This is a genomic window from Curtobacterium sp. VKM Ac-1393 (assembly GCF_015350995.1).
Classification (GTDB): domain Bacteria; phylum Actinomycetota; class Actinomycetes; order Actinomycetales; family Microbacteriaceae; genus Curtobacterium.
Genome location: NZ_JADKRW010000003.1, coordinates 191,873 through 210,326, shown reverse-complemented (window position 1 = coordinate 210,326; position 18,454 = coordinate 191,873). Strand labels below are relative to the sequence as shown.

The window sequence follows — 18,454 nt, the reverse complement described above, 5'->3', positions numbered from 1 at the left end:
GTGCGGGCATCGCCGGCTGGTGCGAGGTAGACCGCTCCGTGCGGCGCTACGAGCTCGCACCGAGCGGTCAACGCGGCACGGGATGGCAGAGGCCGCACCGTGCGCCGCACCGCACCGCACCGCGCGCCGCGCCGCACCGCGCGCCGGCTCAGCGGCGGCGCACGACCGCCTCGACCAGGGACGCGACGACCTCGCCCGGCTCGACCCCCGGCAGCGCCGGCCCGTCGAACACGATGCCGACGTTGGCACCGATGAGCACGGTCGCGAAGGCATCGAGTGGCATGCCGGCGTCGACCTCCGGGTGCGCCCCGAACCACAGCCGCACCAGTTCGAGCACGCCGTCCTGCAGCACGCGTCGCTGCCGCACGAACTCGGGCAGGAAGTCCGGGTGCCGGATCGCGTAGGCACGGAACTCCGACAGCAGCGCGAACTGTTCGCGTTGGTCGTGCCGTCCGAATGCCGCTCGGACGACGTCGCCGATGTCGGTCGCAGCGATGTCCGCGAGGACGAGCTCGCGCAAGGACCCGAGCACCGCGTTCGTCCCGCGCTGCATGACCTGCGCGAGCAGGTCCTCTTTCGACGAGAAGTTCGAGTAGACCGCGCCCTTGCTGAACCCGGCGCGTGCCGCGACCTCGTCGAGGCGAGCGCCGTGGACGCCCTGTTCGGCGAAGACGACGGCACCGGCGGCGAGCAGGCGTTCACGGACCTCAGCGCGCGGCGTCCGAGGTGTGGGGGAGTCGGAGACGTCGTCGTTCATCGGTTCCTGCTTCGGCGGAGCGGGAGACCTGCCGCGCCGCGCGTCTGAACCCGCGCGGCATCAGCGAAGCCCCCATCAGATCGCCTGTTCGGGACCGCCGCGTTCGGGTCGCGTCGGTCCACAGCTGACGACATGAGCCGGGTCGATACCCGACGGTACCGATGGTACGCCGCAGCGCCGACAGATGACACCCTCAGCCGTCGAACGAAGAACCCGCACCCGCACCCGGCGACGGATCACCCGTCGTGTCGTGCTCTTCACGGACGCTGCCGGCCCCCGTGCGGCGACCCGGCCGGCGCAGCAGCCGGAGCGCGTCGGGTCGCAGGCTCCGTCCGCGCCGCAGCAGCGAACCGAGCGTCGACTTCGGCTGCCACTCGCGGCCGTTCGGCAACCCCCAGCCACGACGGACGGCACCCCACCGCAGCCCGAGCGACAGCGCGATCGCGGCGACGATCCCGATCGACGGCGATCCGAGGGCGGACGCGATCACCATCACGGTCGAGGCGGCGACGGCGACGGTGGCGTACAGGGCGTTCCCGCCGAACACCGCTGGGACCCGGCGGAGCAGCAGGTCCCGCATCGCACCGCCACCGACCGCGGTGATGGTCCCCATGATGATCGCGGCGGGCCAGTCGAGCCCGGCGTCGTAGGTGCGTTGCACGCCGACCACGGCCCAGAACCCGATCACGGCGGCGTCGAGCACGGTGAACAGCCGGTCCCACGTGAGCTCCGAGAACGACACGAGGAATGCGATGAGGGCGCCGGCGATCGCGACCGGCACGTAGAGCGGGTCGACGAGCGCGACGGGCGGCCCGTTCTGCAGCAGGGTGTCGCGCAGCATGCCGCCCCCGAGCCCGGACACGAACCCCACGACCAGGAACCCGAACAGGTCGAAGTCCATCGCGCGGGCGATCGATCCACCGAGCAAGGCGGACGCGAACACCCCGGCGAGGTCGAGCACGTTCGTGACCGACGCCAGGCCCTCGACGGACAGCAGGTTCATGAGAACCATCAAACATCACGTCGACCGACTGGCGGGCCGGGCGGCGGTTAGGTTAGCCTCACCTTCGTCATGCTCGCCACCCTCGTCATCGGCCTCCGCGAAGGCCTCGAAGCGACCCTCATCGTCGGCATCATCGCCGCGTTCCTGCGTCGCAACCGTGTCCCGCTCGCCCCCATGTGGTCCGGCGTCGGGATCGCCGTGCTGCTCAGCATCGGCGTCGGGTTCGGCCTGCAGGCCGTCGAGCAGGCCCTGCCGCAGGCCCAGCAGGAGGGCATGGAGGCGGTCATCGGCATCGTCGCCGTCGTCTTCGTCACCGGCATGATCGTGTGGATGCGCACGCACGCGCGCACCTTGACGAAGGACCTCGAGGCGAGCGCGACCGAGGCGCTCGGCCGCGGCACCGCATGGGCACTCGCCGGCATGGCGTTCCTCGCCGTCCTCAAGGAGGGCTTCGAGACCGCGGTCTTCCTCCTCGCCACGTTCCAGGCGTCGTCGGACACCGGTCTCGCCGCCCTCGGCGCGGTCATCGGCATCGCGGGCGCCGTCGTCGTCGGGTACGGCATCTACACCGGCGGCGTCCGGCTGAACCTGTCGAAGTTCTTCACCGGCACCGGCGTCTTCCTGGTGTTCGTCGCCGGCGGGCTCGTCCTGACCGTCCTCCGCCGTGCGCACGAGGCCGGCTGGATCGTCATCGGGCAGCAGCGCACCGTCGACCTGACCTGGCTCGCCCCGAACGGTTCGGTGCAGGGCGCCCTCGTCACCGGCGTGCTCGGCATCCCGCCGGACCCCCGCGTCATCGAGGTGCTCGGCTGGGTCCTCTACGTCGTCCCCGTCCTCGCCCTCACGCTCTGGCCCCGTGCCTGGCGACCGTCGCCGGCACGCGTCCCGGCGGTCCGCGCCACCGTCGCCGGGGCCCTCGCCATCGCCGCAGCAGCACTGGCGATCGCCGTCCCGACGGGTGGCGTCGACCTGCCCCGCACCGCCTCCGTCGGTGGGGACGCCACGTCCGTCTCGGCGGACGTCCACGGTGCGTCCGGCGTCCTCCGCGTCGCCGGCACCACCACCGGCCAGGAGGCCCGGCTGACGTTGCCGACGTCGGCCCACCGCCGCGTGACCCGCGCGGGCGTGGCCGCCGACCGGTGGCGGGTCCGCACGTCGGCCACCGCCGCGGACCGCCCGGCGACGCTGTCGCTCGACGACCTCGTCGGGCTGTTCGGCCGGATCCCCGTCGGCGTCTCGCCGTCGACGAACCCCGGCCCGTTCACCGCCCGTTGGGCGGTGCGCGACACCGTGACCCTGTGGACGGTCCGTGGTGGCGTCCTGGACGCCATCCGCGACGAACGCACCGTGCTGACGCTGAGCGGTGGGGGCCTCCCGTCCGCCCGCACCACGACCCTGGACCGCTCCGTGTGGTCCGTCCCCGACTCCCGCGTCGAGCAGGCGGCCACCTCGGTGGCGGCCGCGGACACGCGGGCTGCCGAGCTGCTGCTCTGGAAGGCCTGGTTGCCGATCGCCCTCGGCGTCGCGGCCGCCGCCCAGGCGCTGCTCGCACTCCGAGACCGCCGTCGTCGGACGGCGCCCCTGAACCCCACCCCCGAAACCGTCCCGACACGCGGCCCACCCGCCGGGGACCCTGCAAGGAGCAACGACTATGCCGTTCGGTAAGCCCGTTCGACCCCTGATCACCCTCGGCGCCCTCGGCGTCGTCACCGCCCTCGCACTCACCGGCTGCGCGAGCTCCGACGGTGCCTCCGACAGCTCCACCGACGCCGCGAAGGTCTCGCGGGTCACCATCACCCTGACGAACGACGGCTCGGACCAGTGCAAGGTCTCCGAGACGAAGGTGCCGGCCGGCCCCGTCACGTTCTCGGTGAAGAACGAGTCCTCGACCGCGATCACCGAGGTCGAACTGCTGCAGGACCAGCGGATCCTCGGCGAGAAGGAGAACCTCGCACCCGGCCTCGACGCCGTGCGGTTCACCGCGACCCTGACCGGTGGGGAGTACCAGGTGTACTGCCCCGGAGCCGACACCGAGCTCACCGACTTCACCGTCACCGGCAAGGTCGCCTCGACCGCGAACAGCAGCGCCGCCAACCTGCTCGACGAGGGCACGAAGGGCTACGCCGAGTACGTCGACGGCCAGGTCACCGACATGGTCACCGCCGTCGAGCAGCTGCAGAAGGACGTCGACGCCGGCGACCTCGAGGCCGCGAAGACCGACTACGCCAACGCCCGCCCGTTCTACGAGCACGTCGAGAGCGACGTCGACGGCTTCGTCAAGGAAGGCCACAAGGCCACCGACAACGCCGGCAACCTCGACTACCTGATCGACATGCGCGCCTCGAACCTCGACCCGGCCGTCGGCTGGAGCGGGTTCCACGCCGTCGAGAAGGACCTGTTCCAGGCGGGGGAGATCACCGCGTCGACCAAGAAGACCGCCGCCGACCTGACCGAGAACGTGCAGCTGCTCGCGAAGCTCGTGCCGACGCTCGACTACAAGCCCGAAGACCTGGCGAACGGTGCTGCCGGGCTGCTCGAAGAGGTCCAGTCGAACAAGGTCACCGGTGAGGAAGAGGCGTACAGCCACATCGACCTGGTCGACCTCGCCGCCAACGTCGAGGGTGCACGCCAGGCGTTCGCGTACCTCAAGCCCGGGCTGACCAAGCTCGACCCGACCCTGACGAAGCAGATCGCGAAGCAGTTCGACGCGACCAACACGCTCATGGACGGCTACCGGAACGCCGACGACCTCGGTGGCTTCGACACGTGGGACGCCGCGACCAAGCAGTCCGACGCCAACACGGTCTCGCAGCAGATCCAGGCGCTGCAGGACCCGCTGTCCCGTCTGGCCGAGAAGGTCGCCACCGCGTGACCGACCCGCACGACGGCACGGAGTCCGCGCCGGGGCACGTCTCCCGGCGCGGGCTGTTCGGCGCGGGGCTCGTGGCGGCCGGTGCCGGCGCGGGCGCCGCGGTCGGCATCGGTGGCGCGACCGCCGCGACGGGCGTCAACCCGTTCACCGCGGCGGCGAACGGCGACGAGTCCATCGACCTGTCGCAGAGCCACCCGTTCTACGCGACCACCGCACGGCAGTCGCAGGGCGGTGTGCAGACCACACCCCAGCGGTACTGCGTGTTCATGACGTTCGACCTGTCCACGAGCGTCGCCACCGAACTGCAGGTGCTCCTCGCCCGTTGGTCCGCGGCGATCGCGCAGCTGCAGGCCGGCAAGACCGTCGGCAGCGTCGAACCCGCCCACGGCAACGGGGTGGGCGCCGACACGGGCGAGGCGCTCGACCTCGGCCCCGCGTCCCTGACGGTCACCGTGGGCCTCGGCCCCGGGGTCTTCGACGAGCGCTTCGGGCTGGCCGACAAGCGCCCGGCGGCCCTCGCCGACGTCCCGCGGCTGCCGAGCGACAACCTGCAGGCCGGACTGACCGGCGGCGACCTGTCGCTGCAGGCCTGCGCCGACGACCCGCAGGTGGCGTACCACGCCGTCCGTGACCTGGCCCGGATGGCCCGTGGCACCGCGACCGTGCGGTGGACGGTGCTCGGGTTCGGCCGGGCCTCGGCCGGCCCCGACCAGTCGACGCCGCGCAACCTGATGGGCTTCAAGGACGGCACCCGGAACGTCACCACCGACGAGGAGCACGACCGCTTCGTCTGGGTCGACGAGCCGGGCGACGGTGCGGCGTGGATGACCGGTGGCACCTACCAGGTGGTCCGGAAGATCCGGATGAACATCGAGACCTGGGACGCCGACGTCGTCAGCGACCAGCAGCGCGTGTTCGGCCGCACGAAGATCGAGGGTGCGCCGCTGTCCGGCGGGTCCGAGCACACGACGCCGGACTTCGCCGTGACCGGGTCGGACGGGGACACGAAGATCGACCCGAGGTCGCACATCGCCCTGGCCGCGCACGAGGCGAACGGCGGCGTGAAGATCCTGCGGCGTCCGTACAACTACACCGACGGCCTCAACGAGTACGGCCAGCTCGACGCCGGGCTGCTGTTCCTGGCGTACATGAACGACCCGGAGCACTTCACGCAGCTGCAGCGGAAGCTCGGCGCCTCGGACCGGTTGAACGAGTACATCTCGCACATCGGGTCCGCGGTGTTCGCGGTCCCGCCGGCACCGCGCAAGGGTTCGTACATCGGCGAGCAGCTGTTCCGCTGAAGGTGGGTGCCCTCCGCCGTTTCCCTGGAGGCGGAGGGCACCCGCGCCGCGGGGTCTCGTCGAACGGAACCACCGCCGACCGGAGAGGTGACCCGGCGCGACGCGTCGCGATGCGACAGGGCTGACAGTACCCCGCGGATCCCTGGAGCAGCAGTGCGGGCGCACCAATGGGACAGCGAGGGCGGCAGCGGTTCCGCGCGCTGTGCGCGGCGGACGCGATCCGTGCCTCCCGGAACGACGGAACGGGCCGTCCCACGTTGGTGGGACGGCCCGTTCGTGTCGACCGGGAGGCGCGGTGTCAGTCCGTCAGGACGCTCGCGTCGGTCCGTGCGCGCTTCCGGCGGACGACCACGAGCGCTGCGATGCCCGCCAGGAGCAGCAGGCCGGCGGCGATCGCCGGTGCGACGAGCTCCGCGCCGGTGTAGGCGAGGTCGCCGCCGGCGTTCGCGGTGTCGGTCGGGTCGTTGATCGTGTCCGTTCCCGTTCCCGTTCCGGTGCCGTTGCCGGTGCCGGCGCCCGGGGTGTTCCCGCCGCCCGCGCCCGGCGTGCCCGGGTCCGTCGGGTCGGTGGGGTCGGTCGGGTCCGTCGGGTCGACGACGGCGGCCATCGGGATGGTCACGGCGAGCGTCACCGTCTGGCCACCCGGCAGGGTGACGACGAGCGGTGCGTCCGTCGTGGCGGCGGCACGGGCAGCCGTCCGGACCGTCGCTGCGTCCGCCGACGGCTCGAGGGCCGGCACGGCGAAGGTCAGCGTCGCGCGACCCTGCTCGTCGTTCGTGTCGAGGATCGTCGGGTCGATCTCGGTGCTGGCGAGTTCGACGTCACCGGCGCTGACCGACACGGTGCCGGCCTTCGCGGGGTCGTCGCTGCTGAACACGAGCGACGACAGGGCGACCGTGATCTCGTCACCGGGCTGGAAGCCACCTGCCGGGGTCGGCGTGACCGTCGCACCGACGGCACGCTGGTCGGACGGCGGCGTGACGGTCGGGTTGTCCAGGAAGTAGTCCACCTGCGCCTGCAGGTCGACCTGGCCCGAGTCCGCGATGTTCGTGCCCGTCGCGAAGGCGGCGAAGTTGTCGCCACCCGTCGACAGGAAGGAGTTGACCGTCACCTTGAGGGTGTCGTCGAGGGCGATCGACTCGCCGTCGAGGGTCATGCCGGTGATCCGCTCGCCACGGCCCTTCGCGGGGTCGTAGGTGTACGCGAAGCCGTCCGAGACGCCGAGCTTCAGGAACGGACGCGGGAGCCCGTCCGGCTGCCACTGCTGCTCGAGCGCGTTCTTGATCTGCTGGCCCGTCATGTCCTCGGTGACCAGGGTGTTGGCGAACGGCTGGACGAGCGCGGCCTCCTTGTAGGTCACGGTGCCGTCGGGGTCGCCCGCGCCGCTCGACGCGTAGACCATGTCCGTGCGGAGCCCGCCGGGGTTCATGAAGGCGATCTGTGAGCCGTTCCGCTCGGTGGCTGAGCGCTGGACTTCGGCGATGTAGTTGCCGAGTGCGGACTCGCCGCCGCGGTTCTCGGACGTGCGGTCAGACTGCACCGCACGACGCAGGTCGCCGGTGATCTCGCCGAGCTTCTTGCCACCCTCGACGTCGGCGACGGCCTTCGCAGCCGTCACGATGTCGGCCACCGCGTTCACCGAGGTGGGGTCGGCCGGCACGCGGGTCTCGCCGTTGACCGACTTGACCTCGGACGTGATCCCGGTGAGCTGCTTGTCGGCGTCGACGGTGAGCTGCAGGTGTCCGTAGTTCACGCCGTACGAACCGGTCTGGATCACCGGGCGCGTCGTGCCGTCCGGGCCGGCGATCCGGTGGTTGTAGGTCGCGTGGGTGTGCGCGGAGACGATCGCGGACACCTTCGACGAGACACCCGAGGTGATCGTGCCGAACACGCCGGACCCGGTCGCGTCGGCGAGGGCGTTCGTCGGTGCGCCCTCGTGCACGAGCAGGACGAGCACGTCGGCCTCGCCGTTCGTGTCGACACCGTCGGTGAGCTGCTCGGCGTACTTGTTGACCTGGCTGACGATCGGGGCCATCGCGAGGCCCTCGACGCCGCCGGGGCTGACGAGCCCGGGGATGAGGTCCTCGGTGGTCGCGCCGATGAAGCCGACCTTCACGCCGCCCTTCTCCACGATGGAGTACGGGGCGAACGCGGGGTCGGTGGTGCCGGCCTTGACGATGTTCGCCGAGACGTAGGGCCAGTCGGCACGGTCCTCGATGCGCCCGGTCAGGTCGTCCTGGCCCTTGTCGAGCTCGTGGTTGCCGATCGCGCTGACGTCGAGGTCCATCGCGTTGAGCGCGTCGATCGTCGGAGCGTCCTGCTGGATCAGCGACGTGAACGTCGAGGCGCCGACGTTGTCGCCGACGCTGGCGAAGATGGTGTTCGGGTTGGCCTCGCGGTACGACTGCACGACGCCGGCGAGCTTGGCGGCACCGGCGGCCTTGTCGGCGGCGGTGCCCTCGGACTCGATGCGGCCGTGGAAGTCGTTGACGTCGATGATGTCGATCGTCGTGTCGCCCTCGGCAGCGACGGCGGTGGACGGGACGGAGAGTGCGACGAGCACACCCGCGGTGGCGAAGGCCGCGCCGCTGGCGATGCGCCGTCGGCGGCGCGGAGAGGAGTGGAGGTTCATCGTCCGAGAACCTATGAGGACGCACAGCCGACCCGCCAGTGTGACGCCGAAGTCGTCACACGACGTTCACATGGGCGCGATGAGGGGGCGGAGGGTCCGGTGTGCGATCCGGAGGCCCTCGAGCACCTTGTCGTCCGTGCCGCCCCAGAGCGGGTCCTCGTGCTCGACCGACAGCGTGCCGTCGAACCCGGCCTCGTACAGGCGGTCGACCACGTGCGGCCAGTCCACGACGCCACGGCCCGGCACCCGGAAGCGCCACCAGCCCATGTCCCACGGGTCGTCGTCCTTGTCGACCTTGCCGAAGAACCCGTACTCGTTGCGCTTCGCCGGGAACAGTTCGAGGTCCTTCGCCTGCGCGTGCACGATGTGCTCCGCGAACGGCAGGATCGTCTCGACGGGGTCGATGCCGATCCAGGTCAGGTGCGACGGGTCCCAGTTCAGTCCGAAGCCGAGCCCGGTGACCCAACCCCAGAGCTCGGGGGAGTACGCGAGGTTGCCCGGGTAGCCGTCCGGGTGCCAGCCCTCCATCACGCAGTTCTCGATGATCAGCCGCACGCCGCGCTCGCCGGCGTAGTCGACCAGTTCGGGCAGCACCCGGTCGCCGATCCGCATGTTCTCCCGAACGGACTTCGAGTTGTCGCGGCCGATGAACGTGCCGACGTACGGCACACCGAGCACCTGCGCGGCATCGACCGCGTGCTTGAGGTGGGTGCGGATCTCCTCGCGCCGGGCGAGGTCCTGGTGCAGGTTGTTCTCGTAGTACGCGAGCGCCGAGATCTCGAGCCCCGTGCGGTCGAGCAGGTCGCGGGTCGCCGCGGCGTCGTCGTCGGTGAACGTCGCCACGGGCAGGTGCGCCGCCTCGAAGTCGCGTCCGCCGGTGCCGGGCCACACCCCGACCTCGAGCCGCTCGTAGCCCTGCCCGGCGGCGAACTCGGCGATCCGGTCGAGCGACCACCCGGGCAGGCAGGCCGTCAGCATGCCGAGCTTCACGGGATCTCCCGCCAGGTGGTCTCGGCGGCGCTGCCGATCACGGCGTCGATGATGTCGGCGGAGCGGGCACCGTCCGCGAAGGTCGGCAGCCCGTCGGGGGCGACGCCGGTGCGGACCGCGCTGTAGGTGTCGGCCACGAACGCCGCGAAGGCGTCGAGGTACCCCTGCGGGTGCCCGGACGGCACGATCGCCAGACGCCGTTGGTCCGGGTACCCCTGCGACGGGTCGCGGACGACGATCTGGGCGCCGCGCTCGTTGCCGAACCACGCGGACTCGGGCTGCTCCTGGTCGAACGCCGCGCTGCCGCGGGTGCCGTCGACCTCGAACCACAGACGGTTCTTCCGGCCCGAGGCCACCTGCGAGATCACGACGTTGCCGATGCGACCGGTGCCGGTGCGGAACGTCGCGACCGCGGTGTCCTCGGTGGTGACCTCGGCCCGCTCGGCTGCGTCGGCGACCGGGTCCGGATCGGGGGACCCGGAGAACGACGGACCCGAGGCGGCGGGCCGGGTCGGGTAGACGATGTCGGTCGCGGCGGACACCGAGGTGAAGCGCTCGCCGGTGACGAACTCGACCAGGTCGCACCAGTGCGAACCGATGTCGGCGAACGCCCGGGACAACCCGCTCGAGGTCGGGTCGACCCGCCAGCTCGAGGCGTCCTCGTCGAGCATCCAGTCCTGCAGGTAGTGCCCGTGCACCGCCAGCAGCCGGCCGAGTTCACCGTCGGCGATGCGCGCGCGGATCTCGCGGACCATCGGGTGGTACCGGTACACGAACGGCACGGTGGCCACGACCCCGGCGTCCGCCGCAGCGGCGACGAGTTCGGCGGCCTGGGCCGGGTCGATCGCGAGGGGCTTCTCGCACACCACGTGGATGCCGGCGGCGATCACCGCCATGGCCTGCGGGTGGTGCTGGTCGTTCGGCGTGCAGATGTGCACGACGTCCGGGGCGTCCGCGATGACGTCGTCGAGGGAGGCGTACCCGCGCGGCAGGTCGAGCTGCGCCGCGACCTGCTCGGAGCGGGACGCATTCCGCCCGAGCACACCGAGCACCTCGGCACCAGCAGCCCGGGCCGCGCGGGCGTGGACACCCGCGATCATGCCCGTGCCGACCACGACGACGCGCAGGCGTCGTCCTTCGTACCCACTGCTCATGGTGCTCCCTCGCGCCGGACTGACACCACCGTAGCGGCCCGGCCATCCACCGGGGCCGATGAGTACGGTCGGGGGCATGTCGAGCCTCCAGACCAGCCTGCTCATCCTCGGAGCCAGCGGCGACCTGTCCAAGCGCCTGCTCCTGCCGGGTCTCGCGACCCTGCTCGAGGTCAAGGACGACTGGGACGTCCAGCTCCTCGGCGCGGGCGTCGAGGACCTGTCCGACGCCGACTGGAAGGCGCAGGTGCGCGAGTCCTTCGAGAACGCGCAGGCGTCGAAGAACGAGGGCGACGAGGGCGCAGCGGGCGAGTCGTCGCTGTCCGAGCGACTGCAGGCGGTCGTCGACGCGTCGTCCTACCGCAAGGCCGACGTCACGAGCCCCGACGACCTGCGCGCGCTGCTCGACGCCTGCGACCACGACCCGGCGATCTACTTCGCGCTGCCGCCGGCCGTCACCGAGAAGAGCTGCGAACAGCTCGCCCGCCTCGACCTGCCGAAGGGCACCCGCCTGGCGCTCGAGAAGCCGTTCGGCACCGACGCCGACAGCGCGGAGCACCTCAACGACCTGCTGCACTCGTTCATCCCCGAGGAGCGGATCCACCGGGTCGACCACTTCCTCGGCCGGTCGACGGTGCTCAACCTGATCGGGCTGCGCTTCGCGAACCGCATCATCGAGCCGCTGCTGTCGTCGCAGCACGTCGAGCGCGTCGACATCGTGTACGACGAGACCCTCGGGCTCGAGGGGCGTGCCCGCTACTACGACAAGGCCGGTGCCCTCACCGACATGATCCAGAGCCACCTGCTGCAGGTCATGGCGGTCGTCGCGATGGAGGCACCGGCGTCCATCGACGCCGACGACCTGCGGACCCAGAAGGAACTCGTCCTGCGTGCCGTCCGGCCGTGGGGCGGGGACGTCGTCGCCGCCGGCAAGCGCGCCCGGTACACCGCGGGGAAGGTCGGCGACCGACAGCTGCCGTCGTACGCCGACGAGGACGGCGTCGACCCGTCGCTCGGCACCGAGACCCTCGCACAGCTCACCCTGGAGATCGCGAACTGGCGCTGGGCCGGGGTGCCGTTCACCCTGCGGTCGGGCAAGGCCCTCGCGAAGCAACGTCGCGAGATCGTCATCACCTTCAAGGACTCGCCGCAGGTACCGGTCGGCCTGACCGGTGCCGCGCAGCCGGATCGTCTGCGGATCTGGATCGCCCCGGACGAGATGCAGCTCGAACTCAACGTGAACGGGCCAGGCGACCCGTACACGATCGACCGCACCAGCCTCGAGACGACGTTCAACCCCGGGCGGCTGAGCGCCTACGGCGAGGTCCTCGCCGGTGTGCTCGAGGGCGACGCGACCCTGTCCGTCCGTGGCGACAGCGCCGTGCAGGGATGGAAGGTCGTCGGTCCGTTCCTGGAGGCGTGGAAGGCCGGCACGACCCCGCTCGACGAGTACCCGGCGGGTTCGAACGGCCCCGACGGCTGGGACAACATCGAGGCCTGAGACCGACGGCGGCGTAGCGTCTGATGACGTGACCACCATCGACGACGTCCTGCAGACCGTTCCCGAACCCGCCGGCGCCGACATCCGTGTCGACGACGTCCGCTACGACCACGAGGGCACCGAGCTGCTCGGTGTGCTCGCCAAGGACACAGCGATCTCCGGGCCCCGTCCCGCCGTCCTGGTCGTGCACGACTGGCACGGCGTGAACGAGCACGTGCAGGCGCGGGTGACGATGCTCGCCCGGCTCGGCTACGTGGCCTTCGGCGCGGACATCTACGGCGCCGGCGTCCGGCCCGGGGACGACACCGCCGGGCAGGTCGCCGGCTCGTACTACCAGGACCTGCCGCTGCTCCGCGCCCGTGCGACCGCCGGCCTCGAGCGACTGCGCCAGGACCCCGACGTCGATCCATCGCGCATCGTCGTCATCGGGTACTGCTTCGGCGGCTCCACCGCGATCGAGCTCGCCCGCACCGGCGCCGATCTGGTCGGCGCGGTGTCGTTCCACGGCGGACTCATCACCCACGACCCCGCCGACGCATCGGCGATCCGCGCGAAGCTGCTCGTGTTGACCGGGGGAGCGGACCCGGTCGTGCCCGACGAGGCCGTGCACGCCTGGCAGGACGAGATGCGCACCGAGCCCGGGGTGGACTGGCAGGTCGTCACGTACGCCGGCGCGATGCACGCGTTCGCCGTCCCCGGGACCGATGCGCCCGACCACGGTGCCCAGTACCAGGAGCGCGCCGACCGTCGCTCGTGGCAGGCGCTGCAGGTGTTCCTGGCCGAGGTGTTCGGCGAGGAGGCCGCCGCGCTCTGACGGTGGGAGCGGATTCGCGACACGCCGCGTGGAGCGGTCGGACGGCCTCGATTGGCGCCCTGGCCGCACCTGTTGTAGAGTCTTCCACGGCCGCAAAAGCCACGCGCTCGTAGCTCAATGGATAGAGCATCTGACTACGGATCAGAAGGTTGGGGGTTCGAGTCCCTTCGAGCGCACAGTGACGGTTGAACGGCATGACACCGAACAGACGAAGGCCCCGGCGGGTTCCGCCGGGGCCTTCGTCGTCGTTGGTTGATGCGACGGCTTCGCGCGTGCGGCTGTGCACCGTCGAATGAGCAGAAGACGACGCCTGCAGTGACGTCACCCGTCGTCTTCTGCTCACTCGACGGACCCGTCAGCGCCGTCGCCGTCGCCCGAGCAGCGCGATCCCCAGGACGACCAGCGCGACGACGACGAGCACGATGACGACGAGCTCGGGGAGCAGGTCGATCGACGAGGTGTCGTGGCAGTCGACGGACGCATCGACGCACGATGCGAGGACGGTCGCAGTGGTCATGGTCTGAGTGAAGCACGACGAGGGTTGGATGGGGGACATGACGACGACGTCCGTGTTCGAACAGATCCCGTGCGACCGCTGGGTCACCGACGACGATCTCGTGTTCGCCGTGCTCGATGCGCATCCGGTGTCACCCGGTCACACCCATGTCATCCCGAAGCGGTGGATCACGAGCTGGTTCGACGCGACCGAGGACGAGCTCTCCGCGATGACCCGGATGGTGGCGCTGCTGAAGGCCCGCCTCGACGAGCAGCACCACCCGGACGGCTACAACGTCGGGTTCAACGACGGATCCGCCGCTGGCCAGACCGTGTTCCACGCCCACCTGCACGTGATCCCGCGCTTCGCCGGCGATGTGCCGGCGCCGGCGGGCGGGGTACGCCACGCGGTCATCGGCCGCGGCCACTACTGAGCGCAGGGGCCAGGCATCAGCGGCCGGGACGGCGGACGGGGCGCCCCGTCCGGCTCAGAGCCGGATCGTCGTACCGATGAGGCCGGACAACGCGAGGGCTCCTGGGACGAGCAGTCCGAACAGCGTGAGCGTCGCGCCGATCAGGATGGCTGCGAACGCCAGGCCGTCCCCACGCTCGTCGGTCCGTCGGACCTCGTGCCGCGCGATGAACCCGACGACGACGCCGCCGATCGGCGCGACGAAGGCCAGGGCGATCGCCACGACGGCGAGCAAGCTCAGCGGCGCGAGGACGGCCGCCGTGTCGGCGTCGGGTCCGGAACTGGCGGGGGCGAGGTCGGTCACGAATGTCTTCCGTTCAGTTGGCGCACGTGGCGAGCTGCGTGCGAGGTTCGGGCCAAGCGTAGAGCGGTGCCGCCCGCAGCGGAGAGCCCGCGTTCGGGTGCCCGTCCCGCCCGCTCAGCGCTCCCGCGCGGCCTGCTGTCGATCCTTGTGGTGCTCCTTCACGACGGCGCTCACCGTGAGCCACAGCAACAGCGATACGAACCAACCGATTGTCACCGCTTCTGCTGTCTGCTCCAGGATGGGCACGAGTGGCAGCAGGTCCACCCCGTCCGCACCCTTGCTGAGGATGACGGCCGTTGATACCCACAGGGCGATCGACACGAGCAGGGACACGAGCCAGACGACCAAGATGCCGTCACGCCAACCGTTGTTCACGTCGTCGAGAGTATCGCTCAGCTCAGCGCCCGAGCGCCTCGAGCCTCCGCTGCAGCGCCCGCTCCAGGTACGGCTCCAACGACATCGCCCACGTCGCCGTGACGTGGGTCGTGTCCCGGTAGACCAGCACCCCACCGATCACGGCCGGGCAGGTCGTTTCGGTGCAGTAGTAGTCGGTCAGGTCGATCGCAGCCGCACGTCCTCCGGCCGCCGTGAACGCCCGCACCGCCTCGATCGTCGAGTCGGTCTGCGCCAGGGCTTCGGAACGCGGCCGGTCGCACGACGCGTTCGTCGGCCCGGACATCTTGCCCACGCACGTGACGACGTCGGGTCGGGGGACCGGGTTGTCCCGGATCGCGATGACCGGCAGCTCGTCGCCGGCGGCCTGCTCCCACGCGTCGACGAGTCCGTTGCGGGTGGCGATGTCGCGACTCCTGCCGGGTGGCAGGCTCACCGGCATCTGCGTCGCCGAGTGGGTGACGACCAGGGCGTCGGCGTCACGGTGGGCACGGACGTAGTCGATCGCCGCGTGCTTCCAGGCGTTGCAGCCGCGCATGGCGGCGGGACTGACGGAGTCCTGCTGGGCGGTCGTCAGGTAGCAGCCACCGTTGCCCGCCAGGTCGATCCGCCACCCGTTGTCGTCGGCGATCTTCTCGTACGCACCGAGCAGCGCGTTGCTGTGCGAGTCGCCGATGACGATGAGGTGCTTGGACCACCCGGTCGCCTTGCCGAGCACACACGTGGTGAAGCTGCCCTTCCAGCACTCCGGGCGGTTCGCGTCGTCCTGCTCGGCCGACGCGGGGGCGGGGACGCGCACGTCGGCGAGCTCCGGGTCGACGCAGGGGTCGGCGCTGCTGATCCGGGCGGCGGCTCCGATGCAGGACTCGTCCTGCTTCGCGCGCTCAGCGGCGAGCTGCTTCGTGAGCTGCTTGGTGACGCCCTCGGCGTGGACTTCCTGCACGTAGACCGCGGTCAGCGTCGAGGTGCCGAGGGTGACGACCGTGAAGGTGCAGATGAACCCGAGTGCGACGACCCCGCGGGGCCGCAGGTCGCGCAGCCAGGTCGAGAACCGGACGGGTTCCTCGAACCAGATGGTCGTGGCGGCGGCGAGCCCGACCGAGACGAGCAGCGCCGATGTGCTGGTCGCCCAGTCGAGCGGGCGACCGAGCATGATCGGCAGGATCACGACGAGCGGCCAGTGCCACAGGTACAGCGCGTACGAGATCCGGCCGGTGAACGCGACCGGGCCGAGTGCCCCGATCGACTCGAACACCGTGCGACCGCCGAACAGCACCACGAGGGTGGCGCCGGCGACGGGGAGCAGCGCAGCGATGCCGGGGAACGGCGTGCCCGGACCGATGACGACGAGCGACAGGACGAGCGCGACGGCGCCGGTGCTCGTCAGGATCACGCGGACCCGCCGGGCGACCTCGGTGCGGACCTCGGGCAGGTGCACGGTCGCAGCGAGCCCGCCGAGTGCGAACTCCCACGCCCGGGTGCCCGTGGAGAAGTAGGCGACGCCGGGGTTCGTGGTGGTCTGCACGATGCTCCACACCAGCGACAGCACGACGACGGATCCGAGCAGCAGCCGTGCGGTGGTCAGCGTGGAGAGCCGCCCGCGAACGGCGACCGCCAGTCCGATGAGCAGCAGCGGCAGGACGATGTAGAACTGCTCCTCGACCGACAGCGACCAGAAGTGCTGGAACGGTGAGGGGTCGTCGGCCGAGGCCAGGTAGTCGACCGAGTTCGCCGCCAGCTCCCAGTTCTGCAGGTAGACCGTCGACGCGATGAGTTCGCGGCCGTACTGCGCCCACAGTGTGCTCGGGACGGCCACCAGGACGGCGGCGCCGGTGGTCAGGATCGTCAGCAGCGCGGCCGGCAGCAGCCGCTTCGCTCGGCGTGACCAGAACCGGCCGAGGTGGATCCGCCCGGTCGCGAGCTGTTCGCGCAGCAGCAGCCCGGTGATCAGGAAGCCGGAGATCACGAAGAAGACGTCGACGCCGACGAACCCGCCCCGCAGGGCGTGCGGCCACAGGTGGTACACGACGACCGCCAGCACCGCGAACGCGCGGAGCCCCTGGATGTCCCACCGCGTCGTGTCGCGCGCGCGGTGCGCGGGGCCCCGCTCGCCCGGCGTTGCAGTGTTCACTGCGACGATCCTACGAGAAGCAGGTCACGCCCTGCGGCGGGATGCGAGAAGACGGGAGGCGCGGTGCGGACCCGCACCGCGCCTCCCGTCCGTCAGTGGGTCGCGCCCACCCCGTCCCGCGGGGTTCCGAGATCTCGGAACCTCACGCGCGCGCGGCGCGCCGATCGGAACCTCGGCGGAACCCGGGCGGGGTGTCGCGGAACTTCGGCGGAACGCGGTCGGGGGTGTCTTGGACCCTCGTGGGCCCTAGACGGTCGCGCGCACCTCGGCCAGCGACGGGTAGTCCGTGTAGCCCTCGGCGGTCGCGCCGTAGAACAGCTCCGGGCGTGCCTCGTTGAGCTCCGCGTCCTGCTCCCAGCGGTGTGCGAGGTCCGGGTTCGCGATGGCCGGGCGGCCCGCGGCGACGGCGTCGGCGTGGTCGGCGTCGACGAGCGCGATCGCCTCGTCGCGGGTGGTCTGCGCCGAGAAGCCCGAGTTGACGACGAACGGGGCGCCCGCGGTGCGGCGGATGTGCTGTACGAGGTCACCGGTCGGCTCGGCGTGCAGGACGTCGATGAAGGCCAGGCCGAGCGGCGCGAGGCCCTCGGCGATGGCGGTGTAGGTGGCGTGGACGTCGGCCGCGTCGTCCTCGAGCACGCCCTGGATCCCGTGCTCGGGCGACAGGCGGATGCCGGTGCGGTCGGCGCCGACGGCCTCGGCGACGGCGGTCGTGACCTCGACCGCGAAGCGCGCACGGTTCTCCGGGGAGCCGCCGTACTGGTCGGTGCGGGTGTTCGAGACCGGCGACATGAACTCGTGCACCAGGTAGCCGTTGGCGCCGTGGACCTCGACGCCGTCGATGCCGGCGGCGATCGCGTTGCGGGCGGCCTGGACGAAGCCCTGCACGGCGTCCTGGACCTCGGCGGTGGTCAGCTCGTGCGGGACGGGCATGTCGGCCTTGCCGGTCGCGGTGTGGGTCTGTCCGGGAGCGGCGATGGCGCTCGGGGCGACGATGCGCGGCGTCTGCGAGATGTCGGGGTGCGAGACCCGGCCACCGTGCATGAGCTGCATCACGATGGTGCCGCCCTCGGCGTGCACGGCGTCGGCGACGCGGCGCCAGCCGGCGATCTGCTCGTCGGTCTCGATGCCGGGCTGCCCGGGGTAGGAGCGGCCTTCCTGCACGGGCCAGGTGCCCTCGGTGATGATCATGCCGAGACCCGCGCGCTGGCGGTAGTGCTCGACGAGCAGGTCGTTCGGGATGCCGTGCTCGCCGGCGCGGGTGCGCGTGAGCGGGGCCATGACGACGCGGTTCGACAGGCGCAGGGCGCCGAAGGAGGTGGGTTCGAAGAGCTTCACGAGGGGGTGCAACGTCGTGTTGCCCCGTGCAATTCCCTCGGTCAGTCGCGCGGGCACACCAGCGTCGACGAGCGGACCTGGCCCTCGGGTCGGATCACCTGGTGCTGCGAGAGGGGCTTGCCGCAGATCGGGCACCCCCGGTCGATCGTGCGGTCGTCGATGCCCTCGGGGCGTCCGGCGCCGATCTGCGACGGGCCCATCTTGTTGATGAGCGTCGTGTTCCACCGTTCGTACCACTTGCCGAAGCGACCCACGGTGCATCCTTTCGTTCGTGCACGAACCATTATGGCACCATCGGCCCGG

17 protein-coding genes and 1 tRNA gene are annotated in these 18,454 nt (G+C 71.2%); 8 read left to right on the top strand and 10 right to left on the bottom strand.

Going from position 1 to position 18,454, the window contains the following annotated elements:
• Positions 1-148: 148 nt before the first annotated feature.
• Both ITJ59_RS08130 and ITJ59_RS08125 read right to left on the bottom strand, forming a co-directional pair.
• A complete protein-coding gene (locus ITJ59_RS08130) occupies positions 149-757 on the bottom strand; it encodes a TetR/AcrR family transcriptional regulator (RefSeq protein ID WP_194650605.1) in 609 nt (202 codons plus the stop codon).
• Between the two features lie 193 nt (positions 758-950).
• Positions 951-1,760 carry a trimeric intracellular cation channel family protein gene (locus ITJ59_RS08125; RefSeq protein ID WP_194650604.1) on the bottom strand — a complete coding sequence of 270 codons (810 nt, stop codon included), beginning with the start codon at positions 1,758-1,760 and terminating at the stop codon, positions 951-953.
• A gap of 69 nt (positions 1,761-1,829) precedes the next feature.
• On the opposite strand from ITJ59_RS08125, the gene efeU reads away from it, so the two are divergent.
• The 3 genes from efeU to efeB are packed head-to-tail and all read left to right on the top strand — an operon-like array spanning position 1,830 to position 5,933.
• The gene (gene efeU, locus ITJ59_RS08120; protein WP_194650603.1) at positions 1,830-3,425 is read left to right on the top strand and encodes an iron uptake transporter permease EfeU; all 1,596 of its coding nucleotides are present in this window, start codon (positions 1,830-1,832) and stop codon (positions 3,423-3,425) included.
• On the top strand, positions 3,412-4,632 hold the full coding sequence (gene efeO, locus ITJ59_RS08115) for an iron uptake system protein EfeO (protein ID WP_194650602.1): 1,221 nt from the start codon (positions 3,412-3,414) through the stop codon (positions 4,630-4,632). Before efeU ends, efeO begins: the two co-directional genes overlap by 14 nt.
• A complete protein-coding gene (efeB, locus tag ITJ59_RS08110) occupies positions 4,629-5,933 on the top strand; it encodes an iron uptake transporter deferrochelatase/peroxidase subunit (protein WP_194650601.1) in 1,305 nt (434 codons plus the stop codon). The genes efeO and efeB overlap by 4 nt, the downstream gene beginning before the upstream one ends.
• Before the next feature lie 298 nt (positions 5,934-6,231).
• Here the strand turns inward: efeB and ITJ59_RS08105 are convergent, their stop codons facing one another.
• The 3 genes from ITJ59_RS08105 to ITJ59_RS08095 form a co-directional block, all read right to left on the bottom strand.
• Complete coding sequence (locus tag ITJ59_RS08105) at positions 6,232-8,565, bottom strand: bifunctional metallophosphatase/5'-nucleotidase (RefSeq protein WP_194650600.1); 2,334 nt, start codon at positions 8,563-8,565, stop codon at positions 6,232-6,234.
• A gap of 66 nt (positions 8,566-8,631) precedes the next feature.
• The gene (locus tag ITJ59_RS08100) at positions 8,632-9,555 is read right to left on the bottom strand and encodes a sugar phosphate isomerase/epimerase family protein (RefSeq protein ID WP_194650599.1); all 924 of its coding nucleotides are present in this window, start codon (positions 9,553-9,555) and stop codon (positions 8,632-8,634) included.
• Positions 9,552-10,709: a Gfo/Idh/MocA family protein gene (locus ITJ59_RS08095; protein WP_194650598.1), complete on the bottom strand. Its 1,158-nt coding sequence runs from the start codon at positions 10,707-10,709 to the stop codon at positions 9,552-9,554. The genes ITJ59_RS08100 and ITJ59_RS08095 overlap by 4 nt, the downstream gene beginning before the upstream one ends.
• Positions 10,710-10,785: 76 nt before the next feature.
• Between ITJ59_RS08095 and ITJ59_RS08090 the strand changes: the two genes are divergently transcribed.
• The 3 genes from ITJ59_RS08090 (at position 10,786) to ITJ59_RS08080 (ending at position 13,197) form a co-directional block, all read left to right on the top strand.
• Positions 10,786-12,207: a glucose-6-phosphate dehydrogenase gene (locus tag ITJ59_RS08090; protein ID WP_194650597.1), complete on the top strand. Its 1,422-nt coding sequence runs from the start codon at positions 10,786-10,788 to the stop codon at positions 12,205-12,207.
• Positions 12,208-12,235: 28 nt separating this feature from the next.
• Positions 12,236-13,021 (top strand): dienelactone hydrolase family protein, encoded by a 786-nt coding sequence (locus ITJ59_RS08085; protein ID WP_194650596.1) that lies wholly within the window; start codon positions 12,236-12,238, stop codon positions 13,019-13,021.
• 103 nt (positions 13,022-13,124) lie between these two features.
• Positions 13,125-13,197: transfer RNA gene (locus ITJ59_RS08080), tRNA-Arg, on the top strand.
• A gap of 179 nt (positions 13,198-13,376) precedes the next feature.
• On the opposite strand, the gene ITJ59_RS08075 is transcribed toward ITJ59_RS08080, so the two are convergent.
• Positions 13,377-13,538: a hypothetical protein gene (locus ITJ59_RS08075; protein ID WP_194650595.1), complete on the bottom strand. Its 162-nt coding sequence runs from the start codon at positions 13,536-13,538 to the stop codon at positions 13,377-13,379.
• Between the two features lie 37 nt (positions 13,539-13,575).
• On the opposite strand from ITJ59_RS08075, the gene ITJ59_RS08070 reads away from it, so the two are divergent.
• Entirely contained in the window at positions 13,576-13,950 is a 375-nt protein-coding gene (locus ITJ59_RS08070; RefSeq protein WP_228511252.1) for an HIT family protein, read from the top strand.
• A 54-nt stretch (positions 13,951-14,004) separates the two neighbouring features.
• Here the strand turns inward: ITJ59_RS08070 and ITJ59_RS08065 are convergent, their stop codons facing one another.
• Positions 14,005-14,292, bottom strand: a complete 288-nt coding sequence (locus ITJ59_RS08065) for a DUF4190 domain-containing protein (protein WP_194650593.1) — start codon at positions 14,290-14,292, stop codon at positions 14,005-14,007.
• Between the two features lie 209 nt (positions 14,293-14,501).
• On the opposite strand from ITJ59_RS08065, the gene ITJ59_RS19785 reads away from it, so the two are divergent.
• Positions 14,502-14,576, top strand: coding sequence for a hypothetical protein (locus ITJ59_RS19785; protein WP_416354859.1), 75 nt, complete (start codon positions 14,502-14,504; stop codon positions 14,574-14,576).
• Between the two features lie 113 nt (positions 14,577-14,689).
• On the opposite strand, the gene ITJ59_RS19595 is transcribed toward ITJ59_RS19785, so the two are convergent.
• The 3 genes from ITJ59_RS19595 to ITJ59_RS08045 all read right to left on the bottom strand — a co-directional run bounded on the left by ITJ59_RS19595 (position 14,690) and on the right by ITJ59_RS08045 (position 18,405).
• The gene (locus ITJ59_RS19595) at positions 14,690-16,816 is read right to left on the bottom strand and encodes an acyltransferase family protein (RefSeq protein ID WP_194650591.1); all 2,127 of its coding nucleotides are present in this window, start codon (positions 16,814-16,816) and stop codon (positions 14,690-14,692) included.
• A 246-nt stretch (positions 16,817-17,062) separates the two neighbouring features.
• A complete protein-coding gene (locus ITJ59_RS08050) occupies positions 17,063-18,151 on the bottom strand; it encodes an alkene reductase (RefSeq protein WP_194650590.1) in 1,089 nt (362 codons plus the stop codon).
• 41 nt (positions 18,152-18,192) lie between these two features.
• On the bottom strand, positions 18,193-18,405 hold the full coding sequence (locus ITJ59_RS08045; RefSeq protein WP_194650589.1) for a hypothetical protein: 213 nt from the start codon (positions 18,403-18,405) through the stop codon (positions 18,193-18,195).
• Positions 18,406-18,454: the final 49 nt, after the last annotated feature.

What these genes read in the sequence shown, in the direction of transcription:
- ITJ59_RS08090 (WP_194650597.1), top strand. Translation starts at nt 10,786, where the DNA reads ATGTCGAGCCTCCAGACCAGCCTGCTCATCCTCGGAGCCAGCGGCGAC.
- ITJ59_RS08070 (WP_228511252.1), top strand. Translation starts at nt 13,576, where the DNA reads ATGACGACGACGTCCGTGTTCGAACAGATCCCGTGCGACCGCTGGGTC.
- ITJ59_RS08075 (WP_194650595.1), bottom strand. Translation starts at nt 13,538, where the DNA reads ATGACCACTGCGACCGTCCTCGCATCGTGCGTCGATGCGTCCGTCGAC.
- ITJ59_RS08130 (WP_194650605.1), bottom strand. Translation starts at nt 757, where the DNA reads ATGAACGACGACGTCTCCGACTCCCCCACACCTCGGACGCCGCGCGCT.
- ITJ59_RS08125 (WP_194650604.1), bottom strand. Translation starts at nt 1,760, where the DNA reads ATGAACCTGCTGTCCGTCGAGGGCCTGGCGTCGGTCACGAACGTGCTC.
- ITJ59_RS08105 (WP_194650600.1), bottom strand. Translation starts at nt 8,565, where the DNA reads ATGAACCTCCACTCCTCTCCGCGCCGCCGACGGCGCATCGCCAGCGGC.
- efeO (WP_194650602.1), top strand. Translation starts at nt 3,412, where the DNA reads ATGCCGTTCGGTAAGCCCGTTCGACCCCTGATCACCCTCGGCGCCCTC.
- ITJ59_RS08095 (WP_194650598.1), bottom strand. Translation starts at nt 10,709, where the DNA reads ATGAGCAGTGGGTACGAAGGACGACGCCTGCGCGTCGTCGTGGTCGGC.
- efeU (WP_194650603.1), top strand. Translation starts at nt 1,830, where the DNA reads ATGCTCGCCACCCTCGTCATCGGCCTCCGCGAAGGCCTCGAAGCGACC.